The following is a 16,799-nucleotide window of genomic DNA, read 5'->3' on the forward strand; positions in this document are numbered from 1 at the left end:
TGAACACGACCCGCAAACCACCCGCGAACCGCGCCCAACCACACCTTCCCGCTTCCCCGCGCCCCGTTCCCGAAGCGCGAAAGACCGAGATTCTAGACACATGATCGTGGACATGCAAGCGCTTATTTTGCGCACGCTAAAGACACTCGCCGGCAAGCGATGAAGTGCAGTGAACGTTGACGCGCAATGCGATTTCACTTAGGCGGGCATCGCCTTTTCCATCACGCGTTCGACAACCTGAAGGTAGTGATCGATATCGGGCGTCGCCATTCCCGCGACCTTTGCGCGGTCGTCCCAGCGTCGCAAACGCAAAGCATCCTGCGCATACGCTTTGCCAAGAAATGCTTGCGCTGCTTCGTCGCTAAAGATGCCGCCTTGCAGTTCAAGGCTACGCACCGAATCCGCTGAAAGGCGCTCGAAGTAACCCGGCTCGATCGCGCACAGGCAGCGCTTGGCATCGACATGCAGCCTGATCGGTTCGAGCACGGCTTCCGGCAACGCAGGCCTAAGGAACGGCAGCACGAAATACTGATGCAGGTCGTCGATGCGCCGCGTCGTGGGCGATTCGCCTTTGCGGTTCAGCAAATGTCCAAGGTCATGCAGGAACGCTGCGGCAACGAGTTCGTCGCTTGCACCTTCCTGTTCCGCCAGCGCCCCGCTTTGCAGTGCATGTTCGAGCTGGGTCACGGGCTCGCCGCTATAAGCGAGACTTCCGTGGCGATCGAACAGCATGCGAACGTCGTCAAGACTCAAAGCCAACTTCTTACCCCCACGGTAATGAAAACGTCTTCAGATTCGTGAAGCTCTTCATTGCTTCCTGCACGCCTTCCTTGTAGCCGAGCCCGGAATCCTTGATGCCGCCGAACGGCGTCAGTTCAATGCGATAGCCCGGCACCTCCCATACGTTCACCGTACCCACGCGCAGTTCATTGATGAAGCGCGTGATCGCATCCTGCCGGTTGGTGCAGACACCGGACGACAAACCGAACGGCGTGCCGTTACTCAGCCGGATCGCGTCATCGAGCGTGTCGAACGTGAGAATCGGCGACACCGGGCCGAAGGTTTCTTCGCGCACCAGCGTCATCGACGGCGACACGTTGTCGACGACGGTAGGCGCATAGAGCGCGCCGCGCCGCGTGTTGCCGGTCAACAGCCGCGCGCCCTGCGCGACCGCTTCGTTCACGCGCGACTCGAACAGCGTCGCCGCGGCTTCATCGATCACCGTGCCCATCTGGTTCGACGCATCGAACGGATCGCCGTACGACCACGCGTGCGTCTTCTCCACCACGAGTTCGGTGAAGCGCGCCGCCACGCTCTTTTGCACCAGCATCCGCTTCACCGCGGTACAACGCTGGCCCGAGTTCTTGTACGAGCCTTGCACCGCGAGTTCAGCCGCACGATCGAGATCCGCATCCTCGAGGACGATCAGCGGATCGTTGCCGCCGAGTTCCAGCACGACACGTCGATAGCCCGCCTTCGCCGCGATCAGCTTGCCGATCGCGACGCCACCGGTAAACGTCACGAGCTCCGCGAGTGGATGCGTGACGAGTTCGTCGGCAATCTCGCCCGGGTCGCCGGTGATCACCTGCAGCATCGGCGCGGGCAAGCCCGCTTCGTACAGCAGGTCGGCGAGATAGAACGCCGACAGCGGCACTTTCTCCGACGGCTTGAGCAGCACGCGATTGTTCGTCGCGATGGCCGGCGCGATCTTGTGCGCGACCTGGTTCATCGGGTGATTGAACGGCGTGATCGCGACGATCACGCCATCGAGCGGCTCACGCTGCGTAAACACGCGGCGCTTGCGGCCATGCGGCGTCAGATCGCACGAGAAGCTCTGGCCGTCGTCGCGCATCGTTTCGATCGACGCGAAACGCAGCACATCCGCCACCCGCCCGATCTCGTAGCGCGAGTCCTGTTTCGACAAACCAGACTCGGCGGAAATCAGATCGGATGCTTCCTCGGTCCGCTCACGCAGCAAGGCCGCCGCGCGCTCGAGAATCTGCGACCGCTCGTACCGCGACAGCGTCGACTGGAACGCCGCCGCATGCTCGAGTGCGGCACGCACATCGTCGACGCTTGCCTTCGGCACGGTGCCGACACGCTGCCCCGAATACGGATCGAACACGTCTACCGTACGTTCGCGCGCAACGCGTTTGCCCTGCAGGCGCAGCGTTTCCGCGCGGAACAGCCGATGATCGTCGCGCGCAGCATTCATGGCGTCACCACGTGGTTGAGGACGAGATCGAACACGTCGAAATTGCGCAGACGCCTGCCGTCATGCGCCGATGCATCGACGCGCCGGTTGAACACGAGCGGCACGGTCTGCTCGGAAATGCCGCCATGCGAGCGCAACGGCACCGTGAGCCCCGACAGGTCATGTTCGTCGCGACGCGTGCCGAGCACCACGTCGCGGCGGCTGACCACCACCACGTCGCCGATGCGATCGCGCGGGAGCTCGAAGCGCTCGCACGCAGCGCGGTTATCCAGCACCGTTTCGATGCCGTCCGTGCCGCGCAGCCGCTCGATGAGTCCTGCCGCGTCCGCACTTTCAGGCAGATAGATCGTCGCGAACGAACCGAGCGCGCCGTGGTGCACGACGTACGGGTCGGTGATCGGCAGAATCACTCGCGCCGCGCGCGCGCCGAGCCATTCGTCCATCACGTCCTGCAGATAGATGACGTTCGGCTCGCCGGTAGCGGGATCGTGCTTCGCGTTCATGCCGTGATCGGCCGTCAGACCGATACGCCAGCCCAGTGCGTCGAGGCGCGCCAGATAGCCGTCCATCATCGCGTAGAACGCGTTGGCGTCCGGCGTGCCGGGCGCGCTCTTGTGCTGCACGTAGTCAGTGGTGGACAGATACATCAGATCGAGGCTGCGCGTTTCAGCGAGCCTCACGCCCGCTGCGAACACGAACTCGGACAGGCCCGCGCTATAGACGTCCGGCACCGGCAGACCGACCAGCTCGAGCACGTTGTCGATGCCGTTCTCAGCTAGCGTGACTTCATTGGCCTTCTCCGCCGAAAAACAGATGCCGTTCAGTTGCCAGCCGAGGAGCCGCCTCAGCTTGTCCTTCGCGGTCACCACCGCGACCGCTGCGCCCGCATTCGCCGCGGCGGCGAGAATGGTGCCCGCGCGCAGATAGGACGGGTCGTTCATCATCACTTCCGCGCCCTTTCCGCCGTTCGCGTCCGGGTCCCAGAAGTAGTTGCCGCAGATGCCGTGCACCGAGGGCGGCACACCGCACACGATCGACAGGTTGTTCGGGTTGGTGAACGACGGAATCACGCAGTCGCCCTTGAGCGCCGTGCCGTCGCGCAGCATGCGGCCGATGAACGGCGCGACGCCCGCGGCGACCGCCGCTTCGAGATAGTCGTACTCGCAGCCGTCCACACACACGACGACCACCGGCGCATTGCCCTCGCCGCCCAGCCGGTAACGGCGTCCATTCACATCAATCGTCGTTTGCATTTGCGTCGACATCGCGATTCATCCGTGTTCAGCGCGCAGTGCACCGCGCGGCATGCCGTTGATCCACGCGGGTTCAGCCCTGAAGCACCCGCACAACCTGTACCCGTTCAATCCGTTCAGTGAAGCCCTCATTGAACCGTTCAATGAACCCCTCAGTGAAGACTTCATTGAACGCTTCAACATCCTTACGCCGTCGCCACGCGCGCATAAGCTTCGTGGACCCGCCGGCGCCCACCCTCGACATGCTCGCGCAGCAACTTCACGGCCCGCTCCGCATCCCTCGAAGCGATCGCCGTCAGGATCGCGCGATGTTCAGCAAGCGACTGCTGCATCGCATCCTCATGCGCCGCCAGCGCCGCGCGTCGAAACAGGCTCAGCTCGCCCACCAGTTGCCGGTACATGCCGAGCAGCTTGCCGTTCCCCGCGCCCGCGACGATCGCCAGGTGAAACTCGACATTCGCTCTCGCATAAGCGTCGCGATCGCGCACGTCGAGCGCATCGCGCATCGCATCGACCGGCGCGCGCAACTGCGCAACCCTCGCCGCGTCGACCCGCTCCGCGAGCAGCGCGCACGCCGCCTCTTCGAGCATCAGCCGCACCGCATAGATCTCGTCGGCCTCCGCGAGCGACACGACGCGCACGAACACGCCGCGATGCTTCTCGGTCCGTACGAGGGCCGCCTGCTCGAGCGCGCGAAACGCTTCGCGCACCGGCCCGCGCGATACCGCGAGCCGCTCGGCCCAGTCGACCTCGTTCAGCTTGTCGCCCGGGGCAAGGCGCCCCGACACGATGTGCTGCTCGATCGCATCGCGCACCCGCTCGGCGAGGGAAACATCGCGCGCCGCCTCGACCGGTTCACCCAGAACCATTTGCATATTTTCCGTCATTTTGCCATTAATTGCCACATCGACAAACGCGATATGCCGGCAAACGGCACATCAAAGGAAAAATTTCAGGCATCGGCCGAGGCCGCGATCAGTAGCGCCGCGAAACATGCAAGCAGCGCTCAACCCAGTCGCGGCATGCATGCAGCAGCTCGCCCACGATCAGCGCTCGCGCAACACACAACGCTCAACACCGCCACCGCACGCGCGCAGCCACTCCCCCACCATCAGCGCTCGCGCAGCACGCAGCGACAGCCCTCACCGCCGCCGCGGCACCCGCGCGGCAATCAACGTCAACGCCGCGAGCGAAACGAGCAGCAGGATCAGCGACAGCGCCGAGGCCGGCAGATAGTAGCCACGCTCAACCTGGCCGACGACGACGATCGGCACCGTCGCGAAGCCCGGCGGGTAGACGGTCAGCGTCGCGCCCAGCTCGCCGAGCGACAACGCGAAGCCCAGCGCGAGACTCGCGCGTATGGCGGGCACCAACTGCGGCAGCACGACCCGGCGCAGCACCATCGAAGGCGGCGCGCCCAGACTTGCGGCCGCTTCGCGCAGGATCGTCAGCTCGGGCCGCAGCGCGGCGGCCGCGCAGCGATAGCAGAACGGCATCACCAGCGCGAGCTGCACCAGCACGACGATCGCGGCAGAACTCGACAGGTCGACCGGCGCCTTGTGATACGCGATCAGCACCGCGAGACCGAGCACAACGCTCGGCACGCCGTTGGGCATCATCGCGATCGTGTCGACGACGGCGCCGAGGCCGCGCCGGTCGCGCCCTTCGAGCGCCAGCGCCAGCCACAAACCGAGCACGGTGCCGAGCACCGCGACGCCGAAGCCGATCTCGAGACTCGCGGTCAGCGCGTCGAAATCGCTCGAACCGAGCCGCTCGAACCAGCGCGTGCTGAAACCGGACGGCAGGATCGTGCCGGACCAGTGCGACGCGACGCTCGACAGCGCGACAACGATCACCGGCAGCACGAACAGCCAGAAGCACAGCAACGCGGCGAACGCGAGGAACGCACCGCCCGCGATGCGCGTCAGCAGACTGCGCTGGACGGGACGCGCACGCAGGTGCATCACCGGCAATGCAGCGGGATCGACGTCAGCCACGGCGGACTCCTGTATTGCGACGGTTCACGCGGCGATAGAGCGCGTACAGCGACAGCGACATCGCGAGCATCACGACCGCGCCCGCGGCCGCGGTCGGCAGATCGAGGTCGACCGTCGCCGAGCTGTAGATCGCCACCGGCAGCGTGACGAGGTGCGCGCTGCCGAGCACGAGCAGAATGCCGAACTCGTTCAAGGTCAGCAGGAAACAGAGCAGCGTGCCCGCGGCGATGCCCGGCCACGCGAGCGGCAGGATCACGCGGAACGCGACCATCCAGCCGTTCGCGCCAAGGCTGCGCGCGGCCTCGATCAGCCGCATGTCGAGCAGCGCGAACGACGCGAGCGTCGGACGCACGACGAACGGCGCGTAGAACACCACCTCGGCGAGCACCACGCCGCCGATGCCGAACAGGAAGTCGAGCGGCGGCGACTGCAGATGAAAGAGCTGCTGCAGGCCGATGCTGACGGAGCCCTGCGAGCCGTACAGAAAGATCAGCGTGAACGCGACGAGGAACGACGGGAACGCGACGAACAGCTCGAGAAACCGCGTGACGAGCCGCGCGCCGGGAAATGGCTTGAAAAACAGGATCGACGCGAGCGCGACGCCGAGCAGCGACGCGAGACCCGCACTCAGGAACAGGATCCACAGCGTCGTGCCGATCACGCCGCGCGCATCGGGATTGCCGAAAAACGTCGCATACGCATGCAGGCCGAAACCGTGCGCTTCGGTGAGACTCAGCAGCAACAGGCGCACGAGCGGATAGATCACGATCGGGCCGAGCACCACGACGAGCAGAAACAGCAGATGCCATTGCGCGCGCCGTTCGCGCCGCCGCACCGCCGCCGCATGCGAAGCGGCGGTCGCGTCGCGGCGCGCCTGCGCTGCCGCGTCGGCGGCCAGCGCGTCAGGGCTGGATAAGGACGACATCGTCAGCCTCGTAGCGCAGGGAAATCCGGGTGCCCTTCTCGGGCGTCAAACCGTGGCCGCGTTGCGTCTGCACGAGCACGGGGTCGTTCGGCATCGCGTCGAGCACGACCGACACCGACAGCACCGCGCCATACCATTCGACCGACGCGATCTGCCCATGCAGATGGCCCTCGCCGAGCGGCACGATACGCATGCCCTCGGGGCGCAGACACGCGACCTTGTCACGCACGTCGTGCCGCGCATCGCCGAGCGGGAACGCGACGTTCGGCGGCAGCAGATTCGCCGCGCCCAGATAGCGCGCGACGAAACCGTCGTTCGGCTGGTCGTACAGCTGCTGCGGCGTGCCGAGCTGCGCGATGCGGCCGTCGCGCATCAGCAGCGTGCGGTCGGACAGCACCAGCGCGTCGTCCTGATCGTGCGTCACGCACACGATGGTCAGGTTCGGCAGCCGCTCGTGCAGCGCCTTCAGCTCCGAACGCACCGACGCGCGCAGGTTTGCATCGAGCGCCGACAGCGGCTCGTCGAGCAGCAGCACGTCCGGCTCGATCACGAGCGCGCGCGCCAGCGCGACACGCTGCTGCATGCCGCCCGACAGCTGCGCGGGCATCACGTGCCCCGAGTCGCCGAGCTGCACGAGCTTCAGCGCGTCGGCGACGCGCCGCGCGATGTCCTTCGTCGAGATGCCGCGCGCGCGCAGACCGAACGCGACGTTCTCGAACACCGACAGATGCGGAAAGAGCGCATAGCTCTGGAACAGCAGGCCGAGGTTGCGGCGATGCGGCGGCACGTGCGTGAGGTCGCGCCCCGCGACCGTCAGCGTGCCGGCCAGGCCATCGGCCTCGATGAACCCGGCGATGAAGCGCAGCAGCGTGGTCTTGCCGCAGCCGCTGCGGCCGAGCACGGTCAGCAGTTCGCCGCGCTCGATCGTCAGCGACAGGTCGTCGAGCACGGTGCGCGTGCCGAAGCGCACCGTCAGATGCTCGATCTGCACGCCGCCCGGCGCGCCCTCGAGGGCTGCGCCGGCGACGTCGGGCGTGGCGTCGAGCGCGCCGGGATGAGCAAGACTGGCTGTATTCACCGGGTTCATCTCCACTACGGATACGTCAGAAACCAACGAACGCCGAAACCAGGCTTACTGCGCCGGCTTCACGACATCGAGCTGCTTGCCCGAATTGCCGATCACGTCGTTCTTCCAGCGCGTCGTCCAGTCGGCCTTCTTCGCCATCACCTGGTTCCAGTCCACCGGCACCAGCTTCACGCCGGCGATCGCCTGCTTCACCGCCTCGCCGTTCTTGCCCGCGAGCGGCACGTCCGTGCGGCCCGGGATGCCGAAGATGTCCGGCACCTTCGCCTGCACGTCCTTTGACATCAGGTAGTCGATCAGTTTCTTGCCTTCGGTCTGGTTCGGACCGTTCTTGATCAGCGCGATCGCGTACGGCAGCTGGAACGTGGTCGGCTTGCCGCCGGGCGCGGCCGCGAGGAAGATCGGCTTCAGCGTCAGGCCGCCGTTCGCCGCGTCGTCGAGGTCCATCTGCAGGTCGCCGTTCGCCACCGAGATTTCGTTGCGCGACAGCAGCACGTCGAGGTAGCCCGTGCCCTTGGTGTGGAACTTCGCGCTCTGCTCGAGCTTCTTCAGGTAGTCGAACGCCTTGTCTTCACCCATCAGCGACGTCGTCAGGATGATCACGGCCATGCCGTCGCCCGCCGTCGCCGGGTTCGAGTACGCGACCTTGCCGCTGTAGTCCGGCTGCAGCAGATCGGCGAACGTCTTCGGCTCGCTCTTCACGACGTCCGGATTGATCGCGAACGAGAAGTAGTTGTTGACGAAGGTCGCCCACGCGCCGTTGCTCGCCTTCGCGATCGCCGGCACGCCCTTGTAGTTCGCGCTCTGGTACGGCTGCAGCAGACCCGCCTGGTCGGCCTGCTGGATGAACGGCGGCAGCGTGACGAGCACGTCGGCCTTCGGCGAATCCTTCTCGACCGTCGCGCGGTTCACGACTTCGCCACTACCGGCCGTCACGATATCCACCTTGACGCCTTCCTGCTTCTCGAAAGCCGGCAGCACATCCTTGTACAGGTTCTCGAGACCGTCGGCGGTGTACAGCACGACCGAACCGGCTGCCTGCGCCGGCATGGCCAGCGAACCGAAAGCGGCAGCTACCGCGAGTGCCGGCAGGAGCTTGCGCACGATGCGGCCCGTGGTGCGAACGTGATTCGTCTTTTTCATCTCTATCTCCGAAAGGCAGAAACCAGACGGTCGGGGGAACCCCGCAACCTGTTGTGATGGAACGGCGGTAGCGTTGCGCCGCATGTTGCCACGCTGGCCGGTTTCAGATTGCTGACAACCGGCCATTCCGCAGACGGATCCCCGGCCGGTCTCGCGAGCCGGTGGCGCGCTCGGCGCCCTGAAGTGCCCGTCCTGTGTGGGCCCGGCAAGAATCACAGGTTTGCGTGACGACGCCGTGACAATTGCAGCGATTTCCATAAAATGACACAATTTGCCAATAAACTCCATGTTGCCGATCCCGATGGACGGCATCATCTTGATAGAAGGAGGCGGTGTGATTCTCGGAAACGAACCCGTCCTGCTGACCCCGGGTCCGCTGACGACTTCCCCTGCAACGCGCGAGGCGATGCGTCGCGACTGGGGTTCGTGGGACACCGGGTTCAACCGGATGACGCAGACGATCTGCGCGGACCTGGTGGAAATCGTACATGGCGGAAATGACTATGTGTGCGTGCCCCTGCAGGGCAGCGGGACCTTTGCCGTCGAAGCGGCGCTCGGCACGCTCGTGCCGCGCCAGGCCCGCGTGCTGGTGCCCGACAACGGCGCGTACTGCGCGCGCATCGTGCGGATCCTGCAGCGGCTCGGTATCGATTATGTGGAGCTGAAGTTCGCCGAGCACGAACCGGCGAGCGTCGCCGCGATCGAGGACGCGCTGAACGCCGACCCGCGCATCACGCACGTCGCGCAGGTGCATCTGGAAACCAGCGCGGGCCTGCTGAACCCGCTCGAGGAAATCGCCGCGGTGTGCCGGCGGCGCGACGTGCGCCTGATCGTCGATGCGATGAGTTCGTTCGGCGCGCTGCCGATCGATCTGCGCGCGGGCGGCATCGACGCGCTCGTGTCGGCGAGCGGCAAGTGTCTCGAAGGCGTGCCGGGGATGGGCTTCGCGATCGTGCGGCGCAGTCTGCTCGAAGCGAGCGCCGGCCAGTCGCCGTCGCTCGCGCTCGATCTGTACGACCAGTACGCGTACATGCAGAAGACCACGCAGTGGCGCTTCACGCCGCCCACGCACGTGCTCGCCGCGCTGCGCGCCGCGCTCGACCAGTTTCTCGCCGAAGGCGGCCAGCCCGCGCGCGGCGCGCGTTACCGGCACAACTGCGAGACGCTGGTGAACAGCATGCGCGCGCTCGGCTTCGAGCCGTTTCTCGCGCCGGAAGTACAGGCACCCGTGATCGTCACGTTCCATGCGCCGCGCGATCCGAAGTGGCGTTTTGCGGACTTCTACAACGCCGTGCGCGACGCGGGCTACATCCTCTACCCGGGCAAGCTCACGGAGGTGGAGACGTTCCGCGTGGGCTGCATCGGCGCGATCGACGAGAACGAAATGCACAACGCGGTCGCGGCGATCGCGCGCGTGCTGACGGCGCTCGGCATCAGCGTGCGCTGAAGGGACGTGGGTCGGAGGACGCCGGCTCATCGGGCCGGCTCATCGGACCGGCAATACGCGAGACCCGCGCGAGGCCCGCGCGCGGCGCGCGGGTCGCTCACGCGATCGTGATTTCGGGGCCCTGCGCGGTGACCGCCTTCGCGATCGACCGTTCGGGCGCCACCTCGGTCACCACGTAACGCACCGCCTCGAAACCGAGGATGCGCACGGGCGTCACGCGGCCGAACTTCGAATTGTCGGCGACGACGACCGACAGGTTCGCCGCGGCGATCATCCGGGCGCGGACTTCGGCAGCCATCCGCGTGTAGTCGGTCAGATGCCCTTCCGGCGTGATGCCGCCCGCGCCGACGAACGCGAAATCCGCGTGGTACTGCGAGAGTTGCTGCACCGTGTCGAGGCCGAAGGTCGCGTCCTCGTTGTCGGACAGTTCACCGCCGAGCAGCGTCACGCGGTTTTCGTTGCGCCGCCCGAGCAGCAGCGCGATGCGCCAGTCGTTGGTGTAGATCGAGAGCCGGTGGCGATCGGTCAGCGCCCGCGCGACCGCCTGGGTGGTGCTGCCCGAATCGATGATCACCGAGGCGCCGTCCGGCACCAGCTGCGCCGCGCGCTCGCCGATCGCGCGCTTCGCGCCTGCGTTCGCCGCCTCGCGCACGTCGAGATCGGGTTCGCGCCGGTCGCTGGACAGCGCGCCGCCGTGCGTCGTGACGAGCAGCCCGCGGCCGGCGAGCGCGTTGAGGTCGCGCCGGATCGTCTCGCGCGACACGTTGAGCTCGCGGACCAGCTCCGCAACCGACAATGCGCCGTTTCGCGCGACCTGCGACAGGATGTATTGGTGACGTTGTTCTGCGAGCATGTGTCGATCCGAAAACGGGGTCAGTCGTCTGGAAATCCGGCGTATTGTATTACGTCATTTGTCGGCGCGCCGCAGCTTGCGAAATGCTTCCATCTCGCTCGCCGAACCGGCCCGCGCGGTCCCCGCGGTGTTCCCGCAACGCCCCTGCAGTACTCCAGGTGGCACTCCCACGTTCGGTCCGGCGCCGGATTTGCTACCCTGTCGGTCCCGGCAGGGCCAGGGGACGCGCGATCGGCACGCGCGCTGTCCACCGCAGCCAGCCGCATCGACCGACCGTAGATGCGTTCACTGTTTCGCCGTCTTCATCTCATCCTGCTCGCGCTGCGCTACGGCGTGCACCTGATCTGGTCGCTCGGACCCGAGCACCACCGGCTGCACTGGGCGCTCACGCTCGTCGAGCGGATGCATGTGCAGGGCCGCACGCCGGCCGGCCTGAACCGCGCGCTGCCGCGGCTCGGCCCACTCGCCGGCGTGTTCGCGCAGGCTCTTCTCGAGCACCCCGAACTCGCCGACAAGACGCTGCACGACGCGCTCGACGCGATCGCGCATCTCGAGATTCCGCTGCCTCCCGCCGAGACCGAGCACACGCTCGCCGCCGGTTACGGCCGGCCGCTCGCCACCCTGTTCCGCTCGATCGACCTGATCCCCGCGCGCAACGCGCTCGCCGAGCAGACCCATCGCGCGGAACTGCTCACGCCGATCAACGGCCACACGCACGTCGCGATCAAGCTCGTGCGGATGGCCCAGGTGCGCGAGATCGCCGACGACGCCGACCTGCTCTGCTGGCTCGCGCGCTGGGCCGAACGCTGTTCGCGCCGCGCGCGCGGCCTGAAGGTGCGCGCGCTCGCCGAATCGTTTTCGCGCGACATCCTCGCGCGTTTCGACCTGCGCGCGGAAGCCGCAAACCTGAGCCAGAGCGGTCATCACTTCGACGGCGACGCGCGCATCGCCGTCGCCGACGTGCTGTGGGAACTCTGCAACGACCACATCCTGACGATGCAGCACATCGAGACCGTCGCCGCCACCGACATCCCCGCGCTGCACGCGAACCACATCAAGCTCGCACCGCTCGCCGCGCACATCATCGAGCTCGTCACCGAGCAGGCGTTCGAGCACGGCTTCTTTCACGCGGCGCTCGACGCGCACCGGGTGCGCGTCAGCATCGAGCCGGACACGCTCGGCCGGCTCGTGCTCGCCGACTTCGCGGTGATGTCGAGTCTGTCTTCGCAGGAGCGCGAGTTTTTCGTGCACGGCGCGACGGCGCTCTTCGACCAGGACTACGAACGGCTCGCCGATCTGCATCGCGACCACGGCCACGTCGATCACACGACGCGCACCGAAGTGCTCGCCGCCGAACTGCGCACGCGCAGCGAGCAGCATTTCGCGGCGGAACCGCACGAGCGGACCGCGGGCGCGCTGTTCCATCATCTGCTGCATGCGGTGCAGCCGTTCGACGGCAACGTGTCGCCGCGTCTCGCCGCCGCGCAGCGCTCGTTCGAACAGGCCGAGATGCTCGCGCAGGCGCTGCATCCGGGCGCGAACACGTGGCATCTCGCGAAGGAAGCGCTTGGCCGCATCGCGCAGCGCGACATCGATCATCGCGGCTGGATCAGGCGGATCTCGGAGGAGCTGCCGCATCTCGCGCATATCGTGCCGCGCGTGCCGCAGCTCGTCGTGCGCTATCTGCAACATCAGCAGCATCGCGGCTCCGTGCAGTACGACGCGCAGCTGCTGCGCGAGCTTGCCGTCGAATTGCGCCGCACGCGGCGGCTCCTGTGGGCGTGCGGGCTGGCGCTCGGCGCGGCGGTGGTGTTCGCGGGCGCGTTGCAGTAGCGGAGGAATGCGCGTGCCCTGACGACGTGCGCGCGGCAGCCGGCGTATCGCGCAGGATGCCAGCGCGGAGGTGTCTGCGCCAGACCCGGCGCTGGAGGTGCGCACGCATGCTCCCGCCGCGGCTCGCGCAACACCAACGGGTGCAGGCGCAAACAAGACGCGTCGCCCTCGAACGGCGATGATGGCGTTTTCCACTTTCGTTCGCGTCGCGTCCCGCGTCTTTCATCGATGTTCGCCACTTTCATCGCTGCCGTGTTCGTCGTGCTGTGGTCGACGGGTTTCGTCGTCGCGCGCGCGATCACGCCGTACGCCGATCCCAACCTGTTCCTGCTGGCCCGCTTCGGCGGCACCGCGCTGCTGTTCGCGCTCGCCGCGATCGTCAGGCGCGCAGCCTGGCCGACTGGACGCGAACTCGGCAAGCATCTGTTCGCGGGCGCGCTGCTGCAAGGCGTGTATCTGGGCTCGGGCTACTGGGCGGTCGCGCAGGGATTGAGCGCGGGCGTGATGGCGCTGCTCGGCGCGCTGCAACCGCTGCTGACGGCAGCGCTCGCCGCGCGGCTCTTCGGCGAGCGGCTGGCGGCGCGCGGCTGGGCCGGCATGGCGCTCGGGCTTGCCGGCGTCGCGCTGGTGCTCGAACCGAGGCTCGCGGCTTCAGGGGCGACGGGGTCTGCTGTGTCTCACGCTGCACACGGCAGCGCGCCGGCGTGGCTCGTCGTCGCGATCTCGATTCTCGCGGTCGTCGCGATCACGGCGGGCACGCTGTTCCAGAAGACGTCGCTCGCGAAAGCGGACCTGCTGAGCGCGAGCGCGGTGCAGAACGCGGGCGCGGCGCTCGTCGCGGCCGTGCTCGCGGTGGCGCTCGGCGAGCACCGCTTCATCGCGGCGCCGATGCTGTGGGCGTCGCTTGCGTGGGGCATCGTGATGCTGTCCGGCGCGAGCGTGACGATACTCGTGTGGATGGTCCGGCGCGGCGACGCGTCGCGCGCCACCGCCCTGCTGTTCCTCGCGCCGCCGCTCGCCGCGCTCGAAGGCTGGCTCGGCTTCGGCGAGACGCTGCTGCCGGTGCAGATCGCGGGGTTCGTCGTGACGCTCGCGGGGGTGTGGCTCGCGCGGTCTTGAGCGGCTTCAGGCGCTGCGACCTCGAGCGGTATCAAGCGCGGCCCTGAACCGCCGCGAGGTTCGGCCCGCGCGGTCGTCAGCGTTCCCGCGCACGATCTCACGCGCTCGCAAACGCGACCATCAGTGCTCGCAAGATCAATCCGCCGTATCGGCGCTGGCCGGCATCTTCTTTCGCGCGGCGGGGTTCGGCAACGGCGACCACGCCGGGCGAACCTTGCGCTGCGAATCGATGACGACGAGATAGCGCCCCGCCCACGGCGTGATCTCGCGGTCGCCGTGCAGCACCCACAGCGAACTGCCCGAACTGACGAGCGCCTGATAGTCGGCATCGAGAATGCCGTAATGATCGAGCAGCACGTTCAGCGACGACGGAATCCGCACGCAGCCCTTCGAATGACGGATGCCGAGCAGCGGTTCGAGCTTGTCGGGGTCGGTCGCGTGCATCTGGAAGCGCATCTGCGACACACCGCCCTTGCCCCAGCCGCGCTCGGCGTTTGCCCAGCCGAAATCGAAGATGCGCAGGTCGCGCCTGCCGTAGCCGCGAATGCCGTTTTCGTTGGTCGTGCCTTCCGCGCGGAAATCCATGTTGTCGGGCGTGTGCTCGAACACGCCGACCGGCGTAATGAAGTGATCGTACTGCCCGGGCCGCCCGGTCGCGACCGGCGATGCGCCGATCATCTGCCACGCGTCGGCAGGCGTCGCGCGGAAATAGATGAAGAGCGCCTGCACATTCTGGTTCCGATCGACCAGCACGACGTATTCGCCTGCGAGCTGGGCGAGCTGCGCATCCGCGAGCGCGGCCTGCATGCGCTGGCCGTACGCGCGTTGCTCGGACGTGGGTACGCGCAGACGGCGGCTCACGTCCTTCGCGAAGATGCCGCGCAACAGGAATGCGCGACGAGGATCGACGGTGCCGTTTTCCGGAGCGACGGCCCATGGCGCGAAGGGCGGCGGTTTTGGGGGTGTGGCGGGAGCGGCCGATGAAGCAGGAGGCGTCGGCCAGCCGGTCGTGGCGCCAGGGGACACCCATGAGGCTGCCGACCGCGATGTCGCTGCTGGCGGCATCGATGCTGCCGAAGGCGCGGACGTCGTCGAACCCGCTTCAGCCGACGCCGCCAGCGCCTTCGTTACCGCGCCCGACGCAATCGCAGCCGGCGGGTCGCCCTGCGCGAGCGCAGCCACGGTCCAGCAGGTCACGAACGCGACGACGCACCACCGCAACACCGTGCCGCCAGATGTGCCAGATGGGCAAAATGCGGAGCCACAAGTAGCTCCACCCGCGAACCAGCCGAAAACCTTGTTGTAATCCATGCCTTCGTGAAGCGAATTGCCTATGCAATACCGCGCGACCCCGCGCGAAACATAGCGATCAACCGCGGCGGCGCGCGTGTAACGCGCCACCCCGATGCCCGGCCCGAACGTCGCACGTGTGCGCGGCAACGCCGCGATTGCGCGCCAGGCCCCTCATCGTTTGAAGGCAAATATCCGGATTGGTTTCGACAGCCGGCGACGCTTCGCTGCGCTGCGGCATGTCGAGGACAGCAGATCAACCGGCCAGTCGCATCCCGTCATTCAGGACGCGGGGCCTCGCGCTGGTCGAACGGCGCGGCGCTGACCCGCAGTTCCACGCCTTCGAGGCGGCGTCCCTGCAGCTGGCTCGCGATCGCTTCGCCAGCGTAGGGCGTTTCGGCATTGAGTTCGACTTTCGCATACGCGTTGTCCGTGCCGGTCTCGTAGACCGAGATGTCTTTCGCGTAGTGGCCGAGCTCGTGTGAAAGGAAATCGCGCACCTGCTGTTCCGTGCAGCGCTCAGGGATGTTCCAGACGATCAGGTTCATGGTGTCCACGACTCCGGTTTTGACGAGTCAACACGCTGCAGGCGGCGCGCCGGCTGCGAAGGTGCTGCAAGGTAGGCGCCGCGAAAACCAGCTCGGGTTGAGGCCGGCAAGCCATTCAAATACGCCCGGCGCATTTCGTCCTGATGTCAGCATAGCGGGAAACATACCCGAGCGCGCAGCGGCACGGCACCGGGGGCCGTCGCGGCGAAAAGAGGAAATCCGGGGAAGCCGGCAGGCAGGTCGATCGCGCGACGCCGGCACAGTCCGCCAACGGGGAAGGCGGCTGCACGCGAAGCGGGGAGCGCGACGGCGGACTGCGACGGGGTCGGTCCGCCGTTTCCCATTGTGGGTGGTTGCACTCACCATCGCTGGCGCCGCATCGCGCGAAAGCGCGAAGCCTGTTCGCGCCGCGACGAAACGTCGCGCTCAGGAGCCGCCGTCGTCGCTCGCCATACCGTCGCCATCCGAATCGCACGACATGTGCGTGACGTCGAGATAGTGCGCCGGCCAGTTGCCGCTGATGATGCCCTGCGCGTCACGCAGCGAGATCTTGCCCGCGCACACGCAACGCTTCAGCTTGACCGCGAGCAGGTCCTTGCGGCGCTCACCGTCGTGGCCCGCCCACGGCAGCAGATCGAGATTCGCCGGCGCTTCCGGCGAGCCGCCGAGCAGCACCGGCACGCGCCGGTCGAGCGCGTAGTCGTCGCGATCGTCGGGATCGATGCCGTGGCGCTGCAACAGCGCATCGCGATGCGCGATCATCCGGTCGAGCGGCGGCGAGACCTCGTCCACATAGCCTGGCCGGCAGATCGTCCTCGCGACCGAATGCTGCGTGACGCGCGCATCGAGCATCGACGCGTCCTGCGCGAACGCTCGCGCGGCGGGCGAGATGAGACCGGCGCAGAGTGCGCCCGCCGCGACGGCGCGAACGGTGCGCCTGCAACGACAGGACCAGCGCCCGCGAAGCGCGGGGCGCATGCACTTCACTGCGAGGAGATGCGCGTTGCGGCGCGTGTCGGATAACCCTGCATTCATTCGTCGGCGCACCGCTAAAACGGCGCGAGATGGTTCGATTGCAGCCCGATTAAAACA

16 protein-coding genes are annotated in these 16,799 nt (G+C 67.0%); 4 read left to right on the forward strand and 12 right to left on the reverse strand.

The features are described 5' to 3' along the window. Nucleotides 1-198 precede the first annotated feature (198 nt). The 8 genes from DVS29_RS22100 to phnS all read right to left on the reverse strand — a co-directional run bounded on the left by DVS29_RS22100 (nucleotide 199) and on the right by phnS (nucleotide 8,617). Nucleotides 199-759: a phosphonate degradation HD-domain oxygenase gene (locus tag DVS29_RS22100; protein WP_118182638.1), complete on the reverse strand. Its 561-nt coding sequence runs from the start codon at nucleotides 757-759 to the stop codon at nucleotides 199-201. Nucleotides 760-763: 4 nt separating this feature from the next. Further along, nucleotides 764-2,215, reverse strand: a complete 1,452-nt coding sequence (gene phnY / locus DVS29_RS22105) for a phosphonoacetaldehyde dehydrogenase (RefSeq protein ID WP_118182639.1) — start codon at nucleotides 2,213-2,215, stop codon at nucleotides 764-766. Beyond that, complete coding sequence (gene phnA, locus DVS29_RS22110) at nucleotides 2,212-3,480, reverse strand: phosphonoacetate hydrolase (RefSeq protein ID WP_118182640.1); 1,269 nt, start codon at nucleotides 3,478-3,480, stop codon at nucleotides 2,212-2,214. Before phnA ends, phnY begins: the two co-directional genes overlap by 4 nt. Before the next feature lie 173 nt (nucleotides 3,481-3,653). Then, a complete protein-coding gene (locus DVS29_RS22115; RefSeq protein ID WP_118182641.1) occupies nucleotides 3,654-4,355 on the reverse strand; it encodes a phosphonate utilization associated transcriptional regulator in 702 nt (233 codons plus the stop codon). Between the two features lie 255 nt (nucleotides 4,356-4,610). Next, nucleotides 4,611-5,432: a 2-aminoethylphosphonate ABC transport system, membrane component PhnV gene (gene phnV / locus DVS29_RS22120; protein ID WP_205962502.1), complete on the reverse strand. Its 822-nt coding sequence runs from the start codon at nucleotides 5,430-5,432 to the stop codon at nucleotides 4,611-4,613. A 25-nt stretch (nucleotides 5,433-5,457) separates the two neighbouring features. Beyond that, on the reverse strand, nucleotides 5,458-6,390 hold the full coding sequence (gene phnU, locus DVS29_RS22125) for a 2-aminoethylphosphonate ABC transporter permease subunit (RefSeq protein ID WP_118182643.1): 933 nt from the start codon (nucleotides 6,388-6,390) through the stop codon (nucleotides 5,458-5,460). Beyond that, nucleotides 6,368-7,468 (reverse strand): 2-aminoethylphosphonate ABC transport system ATP-binding subunit PhnT, encoded by a 1,101-nt coding sequence (phnT, locus tag DVS29_RS22130; protein ID WP_118182731.1) that lies wholly within the window; start codon nucleotides 7,466-7,468, stop codon nucleotides 6,368-6,370. The genes phnU and phnT overlap by 23 nt, the downstream gene beginning before the upstream one ends. 54 nt (nucleotides 7,469-7,522) lie before the next feature. Next, nucleotides 7,523-8,617 (reverse strand): 2-aminoethylphosphonate ABC transporter substrate-binding protein, encoded by a 1,095-nt coding sequence (gene phnS / locus DVS29_RS22135; protein ID WP_118182644.1) that lies wholly within the window; start codon nucleotides 8,615-8,617, stop codon nucleotides 7,523-7,525. A gap of 301 nt (nucleotides 8,618-8,918) precedes the next feature. Here phnS and DVS29_RS22140 point away from each other — a divergent pair, with 301 nt between their 5' ends. Next, nucleotides 8,919-10,064 carry a 2-aminoethylphosphonate--pyruvate transaminase gene (locus tag DVS29_RS22140; protein WP_420816153.1) on the forward strand — a complete coding sequence of 382 codons (1,146 nt, stop codon included), beginning with the start codon at nucleotides 8,919-8,921 and terminating at the stop codon, nucleotides 10,062-10,064. 97 nt (nucleotides 10,065-10,161) lie between these two features. Here DVS29_RS22140 and DVS29_RS22145 read toward each other — a convergent pair whose 3' ends face one another. Further along, nucleotides 10,162-10,917, reverse strand: coding sequence for a DeoR/GlpR family DNA-binding transcription regulator (locus DVS29_RS22145; protein WP_118182645.1), 756 nt, complete (start codon nucleotides 10,915-10,917; stop codon nucleotides 10,162-10,164). A gap of 279 nt (nucleotides 10,918-11,196) precedes the next feature. Between DVS29_RS22145 and DVS29_RS22150 the strand changes: the two genes are divergently transcribed. Both DVS29_RS22150 and DVS29_RS22155 read left to right on the forward strand, forming a co-directional pair. Next, nucleotides 11,197-12,750, forward strand: a complete 1,554-nt coding sequence (locus DVS29_RS22150; protein ID WP_118182646.1) for an ABC1 kinase family protein — start codon at nucleotides 11,197-11,199, stop codon at nucleotides 12,748-12,750. A 228-nt stretch (nucleotides 12,751-12,978) separates the two neighbouring features. After that, nucleotides 12,979-13,869, forward strand: a complete 891-nt coding sequence (locus DVS29_RS22155; RefSeq protein ID WP_118182647.1) for a DMT family transporter — start codon at nucleotides 12,979-12,981, stop codon at nucleotides 13,867-13,869. 135 nt (nucleotides 13,870-14,004) lie between these two features. Here DVS29_RS22155 and DVS29_RS22160 read toward each other — a convergent pair whose 3' ends face one another. After that, nucleotides 14,005-14,895, reverse strand: coding sequence for a L,D-transpeptidase (locus DVS29_RS22160; RefSeq protein ID WP_240655743.1), 891 nt, complete (start codon nucleotides 14,893-14,895; stop codon nucleotides 14,005-14,007). Here DVS29_RS22160 and DVS29_RS37900 point away from each other — a divergent pair. After that, nucleotides 14,780-15,175: a hypothetical protein gene (locus DVS29_RS37900; RefSeq protein ID WP_240655745.1), complete on the forward strand. Its 396-nt coding sequence runs from the start codon at nucleotides 14,780-14,782 to the stop codon at nucleotides 15,173-15,175. The genes DVS29_RS22160 and DVS29_RS37900 overlap by 116 nt on opposite strands. Nucleotides 15,176-15,437: 262 nt before the next feature. Here DVS29_RS37900 and DVS29_RS22165 read toward each other — a convergent pair whose 3' ends face one another. Then, nucleotides 15,438-15,707 carry an RNA recognition motif domain-containing protein gene (locus DVS29_RS22165; protein WP_118182648.1) on the reverse strand — a complete coding sequence of 90 codons (270 nt, stop codon included), beginning with the start codon at nucleotides 15,705-15,707 and terminating at the stop codon, nucleotides 15,438-15,440. A gap of 426 nt (nucleotides 15,708-16,133) precedes the next feature. After that, nucleotides 16,134-16,559, reverse strand: coding sequence for a hypothetical protein (locus DVS29_RS22170; protein WP_124800677.1), 426 nt, complete (start codon nucleotides 16,557-16,559; stop codon nucleotides 16,134-16,136). Nucleotides 16,560-16,799 lie beyond the last annotated feature (240 nt).

This window comes from Paraburkholderia phosphatilytica (assembly GCF_003443895.1).
Classification (GTDB): Bacteria; Pseudomonadota; Gammaproteobacteria; order Burkholderiales; family Burkholderiaceae; genus Paraburkholderia; species Paraburkholderia phosphatilytica.

Coding starts and splice junctions, on each gene's coding strand:
- phnY (WP_118182639.1), bottom strand. CDS start 2,215: ATGAATGCTGCGCGCGACGATCATCGGCTGTTCCGCGCGGAAACGCTG.
- phnA (WP_118182640.1), bottom strand. CDS start 3,480: ATGTCGACGCAAATGCAAACGACGATTGATGTGAATGGACGCCGTTAC.
- DVS29_RS22115 (WP_118182641.1), bottom strand. CDS start 4,355: ATGACGGAAAATATGCAAATGGTTCTGGGTGAACCGGTCGAGGCGGCG.
- phnV (WP_205962502.1), bottom strand. CDS start 5,432: ATGCACCTGCGTGCGCGTCCCGTCCAGCGCAGTCTGCTGACGCGCATC.
- phnU (WP_118182643.1), bottom strand. CDS start 6,390: ATGTCGTCCTTATCCAGCCCTGACGCGCTGGCCGCCGACGCGGCAGCG.
- phnS (WP_118182644.1), bottom strand. CDS start 8,617: ATGAAAAAGACGAATCACGTTCGCACCACGGGCCGCATCGTGCGCAAG.
- DVS29_RS22140 (WP_420816153.1), top strand. CDS start 8,919: ATGGACGGCATCATCTTGATAGAAGGAGGCGGTGTGATTCTCGGAAAC.
- DVS29_RS22145 (WP_118182645.1), bottom strand. CDS start 10,917: ATGCTCGCAGAACAACGTCACCAATACATCCTGTCGCAGGTCGCGCGA.
- DVS29_RS22150 (WP_118182646.1), top strand. CDS start 11,197: ATGCGTTCACTGTTTCGCCGTCTTCATCTCATCCTGCTCGCGCTGCGC.
- DVS29_RS22155 (WP_118182647.1), top strand. CDS start 12,979: ATGTTCGCCACTTTCATCGCTGCCGTGTTCGTCGTGCTGTGGTCGACG.
- DVS29_RS22165 (WP_118182648.1), bottom strand. CDS start 15,707: ATGAACCTGATCGTCTGGAACATCCCTGAGCGCTGCACGGAACAGCAG.
- DVS29_RS22170 (WP_124800677.1), bottom strand. CDS start 16,559: ATGCTCGATGCGCGCGTCACGCAGCATTCGGTCGCGAGGACGATCTGC.